This window comes from Streptomyces sp. 130, from assembly GCF_007096885.1.
Taxonomy (GTDB): domain Bacteria; phylum Actinomycetota; class Actinomycetes; order Streptomycetales; family Streptomycetaceae; genus Streptomyces.
In genome coordinates, this window is sequence record NZ_VJNO01000075.1 from 1 (window position 1) to 7252 (window position 7252).

Below are 7252 nucleotides of genomic sequence, written 5' to 3' on the forward strand. Positions count from 1 at the left end.
GGGGGGGGGGGGGGGGGGGGGGGGGGGGGGGGGGGGGGGGGGGGGCCCGCGCGGCCGCCGGGGGGCCGCCGCCCCCCCCGGCCGGCGGCGGGCGGGGGGGGGGGGGGGGGGGGGGCCCCCCCCCCCCCCCCCCCCCCGCCCCCCCCCCCGGCCCCGCCCCCGCTGCGGGGCCCCGCGCCCCGCGTCAGCCGGTGGCGCAGACCTCCTCACCGAGCGAGAAGGCGGCCGGTGCCGTGTTGCCACCGGTCAGCGTGCCCGTGAAGCCGAAGCCGGCCGAGGCGCCCGGCGCCACCCGGGCGTTCCAGGAGACGTTGGCGGCCGTCACCTTCGCCCCGTCCTGCGCGGGCGTCGCGTTCCACATCTGGCCGACCTTCTGCCCGTCCGGGAAGGTCCAGGAGAGCTTCCAGCCGTCCAGCTCCGTACTGCCCGTGTTGGTGAGCGTCACATCGGCCTGGAAGCCGCCGGACCACTGGTTGGTGACCTTGTACGTCACCGAACAGGCGGCGTCACCGGGGTCCGTGCCCGGGTCGGTGCCCGGGTCGGTGCCCGGGTCCGTTCCGGGGTCGGTGCCGGGGTCGGTGCCCGGGTCGGTGCCGCCCCCGTCGCTGTCCGAGGAGTCGCCGTACATGATCCCGCGCCCGTTGGTGGACACGTACACCCGGCCGAAGACGCGCGGGTCACCCGTGATCGCGGCGCCGGTCCAGCCCCACTGGTGGGCGTCGTCGTTGATCCGGGTCCAGGTGGCGCCCGCGTCGGTCGACCGGAAGATGCCGCGCACCCCGCCGATCTTCGCCGAGACGAAGACCGTCTGGTAGGAGGCGCCCGCCGCCGCCTTGCCGAAGCCGACGGAGTCCGCCTCGTCGACGCCGGTCAGCCTGGTGAAGGTGGCCCCCGAGTCGGTGGAGTGCCACAGGCCGTACGCGCCCGTCGTGGCGCCGCCCGCGAGCCAGATGTCGCCCTCGGTGCCGGGGACCGCCTTGAAGCGGACGTTGCCCTCGGTGGGCAGGCCGCTCGACGCCTTCGCCGTGAAGGAGGCGCCCCCGTCCGTGGAGACGTAGAAGGTGCCGGCCTTGAAGCCGTAGAACTTCTTCGGGTTCTTCCGGTCCGACTCGACCGTCGCGCCCTGCGGGATGCCGGTCGACGCGGACCACGAACTCCCGTACCCGGTCGTGTGATAGACCCCGGCACCCTCGGGGCTCCAGACGAAGCCGCTCGCGTCGGCCGCCGCCGCGACCGTGCCGCCGCCGGTCACCCCGGACGGCTCGGAACCCTGGAACCAGTTGGAGCCGTTGTCCGTCGAGAAGCCGATGTGCGGGGCGGCGTCGGCGCTGCCGACCCGGACCACCGTGTTCGGGCTGTTCTCGGCGAAGTCGATGCTCGTGGTGGAGGTGAGGTTGGGCGAGGTGAACATCATGTCCGGCACGGCGTCGAGGTCGGTGTGCCGGAAGCCCCCGATGTCACCGAGCGCGCTGAGCAGCGGCGCCCCGGACGGCGGGCTGGCCAGGTCGTTGACGGCGGTCTCCTCCAGGCCCTTCACCATCGGAGTGATCTTGAACTTGCTGCCGGAGTCCCAGTTGGTGAGGTTCTCGGTGCCGTAGATCGTGGCGCCGGTGCCGTACATCATGCGGTTCGAGTCGAACGGGTCGATCTCCAGCGCCTCCGTCATCCAGCCCAGCTTGGGGGTGGTCTCCGGCGGCGTCGGGTTGGCGCCCCAGGTCAGCCACGGCACCGAGGAGACGTCCTGGGTGAAGCGGTTGGAGCGGTTGGGGTAGCTGGTGTAGTCCCACGCCTGGGTCCAGGTCGCGCCGCTGTCCGTGGAGCGGAAGATCTGGGTGTCGGGCCACCAGGAGCTGTAGGCGGTCGCCATCACCGTGCCGGGGTGCTGCCGGTCCACGGTGAGCCCGCTGAAGCCGTAGTAGGTGTCCGCCTCGGCGACCGGGCTGACGTCCTTCCACTCACCGGTCGCGGTGGTGTACCGCCAGATCCGCCCCTTGCCGCCGTCGTACGGGCCGCCGGTGTCGCTCAGGGTCAGATACAGATAGCCGTTGTCGGAGTCCAGAACGCCCTTGTGCGCCAGGTATCCGGTCGGCTGGCCGGCGATCCGCGACCAGGTGGCCCCGCCGTCCGTGGAGCGGTAGACGGTGTTCTCCTTGTCGGCGACCCCGACGTAGATGTCCTGGGTCGCGCTGCCCGCGCTGCCGGTGCGCTCGTCGAACGTCACCCAGACGATGCCCTGGTTGTCGTTGCCGTAGCCGCTGGTGTCGGTGGGGTCCTGGGCGTAGTTGCCCGGGTTGGGGAAGGCCGTCACCTCGGACCAGGTGGCACCCGAATCGGTGGACCGCCAGAGGCCGTTGCCGCTGGGCGCGCCGAGGTACAGCACGGAGTTCTTGTTCGGGTCCACCGCGAGGCGTTCGCCCATGCCCCGGCCCGGCATGTTGCCGCCGAGCTTGAAGGGCAGCGTGCTCGCCTTCCAGGTCGCGCCCCGGTCCGAGGAGCGCAGCACCGCGCCGTTGGTGGGGTCCCAGTCGTTGGTGTACGTGCCCACGGCGGCGTAGACCTTGTCCGGGTCGACGGAGTCCGAGGCGAGGCTCACCACTCCGGTCCAGCCCCAGTGGTCCCAGTCCACCCAGTCCAGCAGCGGCTTCCACTGCTTGCCGGCCTGGTCCCAGCGGTAGGCGCCGCCGATGTCGGTACGGGCGTAGGCGAGGTTCTTCTCGGACCGGTTGAAGACGATCCCGGGTACGAAACCGCCGCCGTCGATGCGGACGTTCTTCCAGTCGTACGTGTCCGCCGCGAGGGACACATCGGATGCCTGGGTGGCGGGCGCGGCGTCGCTGTCCTTCGCCGACGCCGGGGCGCCGGCGGCGAAGAGCCCCGCTGTGAGGGTGAGTGCCGCCATCAGGGTGGCAAAGGGTCTTGCGCTTGAGCGCACGGAAACGTCCTCTCCGAACAGGTCCGCCGACAAGGGCGGTCAAGGGCGTGAACGGATGTGGGAGCGCTCCCATAACGCGTCCCGATGGTAGCGGCGTCACCCCTCCGGGAGAAGAGAACAGGCAAGGTTCATCGGATGACTTGGGCGGGCTGCCCCGGACGGGCACACCTGCGGTAAACCGCACCCCGGACGGCGGCGACCCTCATACCGGTGCGGTCCCGCGGTTCCTAGCGTGGCCGGGAGCCGGGGCAGGGAGCCTCGGCGGCCGTCCGTCTGGAGCCCCGTCATGCACCCCCTCCCACTCGCTCTGCCGCAGCAGCCCGCCGGAGGTTTCGCCGGCTGGGCGGCCGACCTGATCGACGCCCTCGGCGCTCCGGGGGCCGGTCTCGCCATCGCCCTGGAGAACCTGTTCCCGCCGCTGCCGAGCGAGGTGATCCTGCCGCTGACCGGGTTCGCGGCGGCGCAGGGGGTGCTGTCGCTCGCCTCCGCGCTGTTCTGGACGACGCTCGGTTCGGTGGCCGGGGCGGCGGCCCTGTACTGGATCGGGGCGCTGTTCGGCCGGGACCGGGTGCACGCCGTGTGGGCGCGGCTGCCGCTGGTCAGGGCCTCCGACCTGGAACGCACCGAGGCGTGGTTCCTGCGGCACGGCACGAAGGCGGTGCTGCTGGGCCGGATGGTGCCGGTCTTCCGGAGCCTGATCTCCGTACCGGCGGGCCTGGAACGCATGCCGGTGCCGACGTTCCTCGGGCTGACCGCGGTGGGCAGTCTGGCGTGGAACTCCTTGCTGGTGATGGCGGGCTACTGGCTCGGCGACCAGTGGGACACCGTCGGCGACTACGTCGGTGTGCTCTCCGAAGCGGTGCTGCTGCTGGTCGCGGCGGCCCTCGTGCTGTACGTCGTCGTGCGCCTCCGGTCACGCGCGGCAGCCCGCCGGGCCAGGCACCGCCGGGGCGCGTGATGGGCGCGCCGGGAACTATGGTTCACCCGACCGGGCTGCGGCGAGAGGGCTTCGGGCACGAGGCGGAGGAGCGGAGCAGGGTGCTGGAGGTTTCCCCCGGGGTGCCGGGCCCGTCCGCCCGCGGCCCGGCGGGCCGGCTGTCCGGGGCGGCGGGGGCGCTGCTCGGCTGCGCGACGGCGCTCGCCGGGCTGGTGTACTTCGTGGCGGCCGGGGCGCTCCTGGGGGCGTTCCTGCTGTGGCCCCGCACCCGGGTCCCCGCCCGCGGCCTGCTGGTGGCGGGGGCCAGAGGGCTGGCGGAGGTGGAGCGGTGGCGCCGGACCGTCTTCTTCGGCGACCGGTTCCCCGCGCACCGCGCCTCCGGCCGGCAGGTCCTTCGCTATCTGGCCGCCCGCGTCTTCGCGGGGCTGCTCTGCGCGGTGGTGACCGCGCTGCTCGGGTTCGGCCTGGTGCTGGCCGGGCTGCTCGCGGTGGGCGTGGCCCGTGGCACGCTCGGCTGGGGCGAGTTGCCGGCCCAGGCGGCCCTGGGCTCCGTCCTGCTCTTCCTCGACGTGCAGGGGCTGTTCTCGCTCGCCGCGCTGGACGCCCGGCTCGCCCGGGAGTGCTTCGGGCCCGACGAGCGGGAGCTGCTGAGGCGGCGCATCGGTGAACTCGCCGCCAGCCGGGCCGCCGTGGTGCGGGCGGTGGACCGGGAACGGCGGCGCGTCGAGCGCGACCTGCACGACGGGGTCCAGCAGCGCCTGGTCGCGCTGGCGATGCTGCTGGGCCGGGCCCGCCGCGCCCGGGACGCCGGCCGCGCCGACGCGCTGCTGGAGCAGGCGCACCGCGAGGCGGGCGAGGTGCTCGCCGAACTCCGCGAGGTGGCCTGGCGGGTGTATCCGACGGCCCTGGACAGCGTGGGGCTGCGGGAGGCGCTGGGCGGGGTCGCGGAGCGCTGCCCCATCCCGGTGCGGGTGGCGTACGAGGTGTCCGGGGAGCTGCCGTCGCCCGTGGAGACGGCGGCGTACTTCGTGGTGTCCGAGTCCGTGAACAACGCCGCCAAGCACTCCGGCGCCGAGGGCATCGCGGTGAGCGTGGCGCGGCGGGACGGCGTGCTGACCGTGCGCGTCCGGGACGACGGGTGCGGCGGCGCGGACCCGGACGGCGGCGGGCTGGCCGGGCTGCGCGGCCGGGTCGCCGCGATCGACGGCATGCTGGACGTCCACAGCCCCGCCGGGGGCCCCACCACCGTGACCGCGGAGCTGCCGTGCGTGTGATCCTCGCCGAGGACTCGATCCTGCTCAGGGAGGGCCTGGTCCGTCTGCTCACCGAGGAGGGCCATGAGGTCGTGGGCGCGGTGGGTGACGCGGAGTCCCTGCTGTCGCGGGTCGCGGCGCACGCGCCGGACCTCGTCGTCACCGACATCCGGATGCCTCCCACGCACAAGGACGAGGGGCTGCGCGCGGCGGTGGAGATCCGGGCGCGGTGGCCGGACGTGGGCGTGCTGGTGCTCTCGCAGTACGTGGAGCGGAACTACGCCGCGCAGCTGCTCGCCGAGAACGCGGAGCGGGTCGGGTACCTGCTCAAGGACCGGGTCGCGCAGGTGGAGGAGTTCCTGGACTCGCTGGAGCGCATCCACGCGGGCGGGGCCGTCTTCGACCCGGAGGTCGTACGGCAGTTGGTCATCCGCAGCACGCACGGTGATCCGCTGTCGCGGCTGACCCCGCGCGAGCGCACCGTCCTGGAGGCGCTGGCGCAGGGTCACACCAACGCGGCCATCGCGCGGAAGCTGCACATCTCGCTGAGTGCCGTCGAGAAGAACCTCAACACCGTCTTCGACAAGCTGGGTCTCGCGCACACCACCGGCTACAACCGGCGGGTCCTCGCGGTGCTGCGCTATCTGGAAGCGTGACGGCCTCAGTACCAGCCGGCCGAGCCGGGCGGGTCGCAGAGTTCGAGCACGACCTCGCCGGCCACGGAGGTACGGCCGCCGAGCGGTCGCACCCGGTCGCCGACGTTCACCAGGTGCGGGGCCGCGCCCACGATCCGGCAGCGGTAGACGAAGCCTTCGGGGAAGCGGACCAGGGACTCGTTGCGCATGATGCGCGAGTAGCGGTTGACCACGCTGGAGCGGATGACCACCCCGTGGCCGTCGCTGTGCGCGGATTCGAGGTCGCTCGACGCGCAGACGGGGCAGAGGAGTTTGCGGAAGGAGGCGGTGTGGCACCAGCGGCACACCTGGTAGACGAGGCCTTCCTGGCTGGTGCGCGCCTCCACCGCCTCGCGGGCCGGCCGCCCCATCACGTCGGTTCCGGTACTGAACACGTTCCGCCTCCCGCGCTCGACTCGGTGCGCCGCACCTTCGACGACGGCACACCGGCACCGTATGGCACTTGGTTCCCGGAGTAAAGGCACTGAGTGCCGCGAACTCGTGGAGCGGCCCCCTCCGGCCCCCTCCGGGCCCCTACGCGGTGCCGAGCGCGGACTCGATGTGCTGCACCACGCGCCACATGGGGGCGCCCTTGCGCGCGACCATGACGATCACCTCGTCGTCGCCCGCGGAGGAGGGGACGGCGGCGGGCTCCGGCGCGGGCGCGGCGGGCCGCGCGTCCGCCCCGCCCCACACCGCGCGCACCAGTTCGAGCGCCCGGTCCACCTCGGCCTCCGCGTCGCCCTCGCCACCCGAACGCAGCCAGGACCGCAGCCCGTTGTTGTGCGCGGCGACCACGGAGGCGGCGATCACCTCGGCACGCAGCGCGGCGTCGGGTCCGGCGTCCGGGTCCCCGGCCCAGCGCCGCTCCAGGTAGCCGGCGAGGGTCCGCTCGTAGCGGCGCACCACGGACAGCTCGTACGTGCGAAGGCCGGGCACCTCGCGGGTGAGCCGGTAGCGCTGCACGGAGAACTCGGGCTTCTCCGCGTACATCCGCAGCACCAGCCGGGCGCCGTCGCACACCGTGGCGACCGGGTCCGCGCCGTCGGCTTCCGCGAGGAAGGCGGTCATGTCGGCGAGGCACCGCTCGTGGTCGGGGAAGACCGCGTCCTCCTTGGAGGGGAAGTAGCGGAAGAAGGACCGCCGCCCCACCCCGGCCCGCGCGACGATGTCGTCCACCGTGGTCCGCTCGAACCCGCGCTCCAGGAAGAGCGCGAAGGCCGCCTCGGCGAGCACGTCACGCATGGGGGGCTTCTTGGCCGGCCGGCGGTCTTCGGTCATGCCGGAAACGTAACACCGAAAGCAGCTCTCCGGCACTGGGTACCTTTACGCAGGGTACTGAGTGCCATAGAATTCCCGCAGGACACCACCAGGTACAGGGAGAGCCGGCGTGAGCTTGAGGATCGTTGTCTGTGTGAAGTACGTGCCCGACGCGACCGGTGACCGGCATTTCGCC

Annotated in this window: 6 protein-coding genes; 3 read left to right on the plus strand and 3 right to left on the minus strand. The window is 73.2% G+C overall.

What is annotated here, in order from left to right:
• Positions 1–184: 184 nt before the first annotated feature.
• On the minus strand, positions 185–2899 hold the full coding sequence (locus FKN01_RS31775; protein ID WP_143626112.1) for a cellulose binding domain-containing protein: 2715 nt from the start codon (positions 2897–2899) through the stop codon (positions 185–187).
• A gap of 319 nt (positions 2900–3218) precedes the next feature.
• Between FKN01_RS31775 and FKN01_RS31780 the strand changes: the two genes are divergently transcribed.
• The 3 genes from FKN01_RS31780 (at position 3219) to FKN01_RS31790 (ending at position 5778) form a co-directional block, all read left to right on the plus strand.
• On the plus strand, positions 3219–3890 hold the full coding sequence (locus FKN01_RS31780) for a DedA family protein (protein WP_143626113.1): 672 nt from the start codon (positions 3219–3221) through the stop codon (positions 3888–3890).
• 80 nt (positions 3891–3970) lie between these two features.
• Complete coding sequence (locus FKN01_RS31785; RefSeq protein ID WP_398933626.1) at positions 3971–5143, plus strand: sensor histidine kinase; 1173 nt, start codon at positions 3971–3973, stop codon at positions 5141–5143.
• On the plus strand, positions 5134–5778 hold the full coding sequence (locus tag FKN01_RS31790; protein WP_143626115.1) for a response regulator transcription factor: 645 nt from the start codon (positions 5134–5136) through the stop codon (positions 5776–5778). The genes FKN01_RS31785 and FKN01_RS31790 overlap by 10 nt, the downstream gene beginning before the upstream one ends.
• Positions 5779–5783: 5 nt before the next feature.
• On the opposite strand, the gene FKN01_RS31795 is transcribed toward FKN01_RS31790, so the two are convergent.
• Entirely contained in the window at positions 5784–6191 is a 408-nt protein-coding gene (locus FKN01_RS31795; RefSeq protein WP_143626116.1) for a Zn-ribbon domain-containing OB-fold protein, read from the minus strand.
• Between the two features lie 139 nt (positions 6192–6330).
• A complete protein-coding gene (locus FKN01_RS31800; protein WP_143626117.1) occupies positions 6331–7077 on the minus strand; it encodes a TetR family transcriptional regulator in 747 nt (248 codons plus the stop codon).
• Positions 7078–7252 lie beyond the last annotated feature (175 nt).